Genomic DNA, 1171 nt, shown 5'->3' on the forward strand with positions numbered 1-1171 from the left:
AACCAAAGCCCGTTGCCTCACCTAAAAATGTACTCGAAAGGGGCAAAGTAGACAAGCTATAGGTATTTGGATAGAATGGACATTACAATCGGGGCGAAGCTTGTGTGAGGGGAGCAGTGTCCAAAAATAAGGGTCTGAGGGGTCGCCTGACCTTTTTTCTCCGCCTGAGTGTCAGCGTGGCTCTGGTCTGGATTATACTCACCAAGATCGAGTGGATTGGCCTGGTCCAGGTGGTCCAGAACACCACTCTTTTTCATATTTTGGTCTTCATTATTCTCAGCATCTTGCTGACCTTTCTTTTGATCTGGGTTAGCTGTCTGAGATGGCAGATCCTGCTAGCTACCCGCCAGATCAGGATTCCCATGGTCAAACTATTCGGTCTTTATGTTATTGGCTATTTCTTTAATAATCTCCTTCCCTCCAATGTGGGGGGAGATGTGGTACGTACGTATGAGCTGAGGAGGTACACCAGCCACACCTCCGAATCGGTGGCCTCCGTTTTCCTGGAAAGGTTTGTAGGTGCCAGTGCCCTGGTTTTTATGGCTGCTCTTTCTCTGATCATCAACTGGACTCTTTTTTCTAGATCTCCCCTTTTCTGGGTGATAATAGGTATTCTGGGTGCCTATGGGGGTGGAGTGTGGCTCATTTTTGATCGCCGAGCGCTAAAGGCTATAATGGGGCGGATCTCTATCAAAGCTCTGGCCAGGATAGGGAGCAAACTCAAAGAGGTTCACGACAGCATCTATCGGTTCAGGGAGGATAAAGGAGTAATAGCCAGGACCTTTCTCCTATCTATCCTCTACAATATTCTGGCCATATTAAATGTGCAGGTTTGTTTTTTCGGACTGAACATCCCGGTACCCTTATGGGATACGGCGGTAGCTGTACCTATTGTGCTTTTGGTGGCAATGTTGCCCATATCTTTAGGTGGTCTGGGGCTCAATGAGGGGGCCTATGTCTACGTCTATAGCCTCTTTGGAATTGTGGTACCACTGACCTTCTCGGCAGCTCTTCTTTTGAGGGCCCAGACTATCCTTACCGGCGCTTTGGGAGGAGTGTTTTATGGATTACAAAAGAGGGGAACTCCTCGGCTGGAACAGGCTGCGAAAGAGGTCCAGCCAGAGCTTCAACAAGATCACCTGGGATAGGAAGGGCAGGGCTCTAGTGGCAG

Annotated in this window: 1 protein-coding gene; it reads left to right on the plus strand. The window is 48.9% G+C overall.

The genetic code is table 11. The features are described from left to right. Positions 1-116 precede the first annotated feature (116 nt). The gene (locus HW443_RS11470) at positions 117-1148 is read left to right on the plus strand and encodes a lysylphosphatidylglycerol synthase transmembrane domain-containing protein (RefSeq protein WP_176232928.1); all 1032 of its coding nucleotides are present in this window, start codon (positions 117-119) and stop codon (positions 1146-1148) included. Positions 1149-1171 lie beyond the last annotated feature (23 nt).

This window comes from Candidatus Hakubella thermalkaliphila (assembly GCF_013281975.1).
Taxonomy (GTDB): domain Bacteria; phylum Actinomycetota; class Humimicrobiia; order Hakubellales; family Hakubellaceae; genus Hakubella; species Hakubella thermalkaliphila.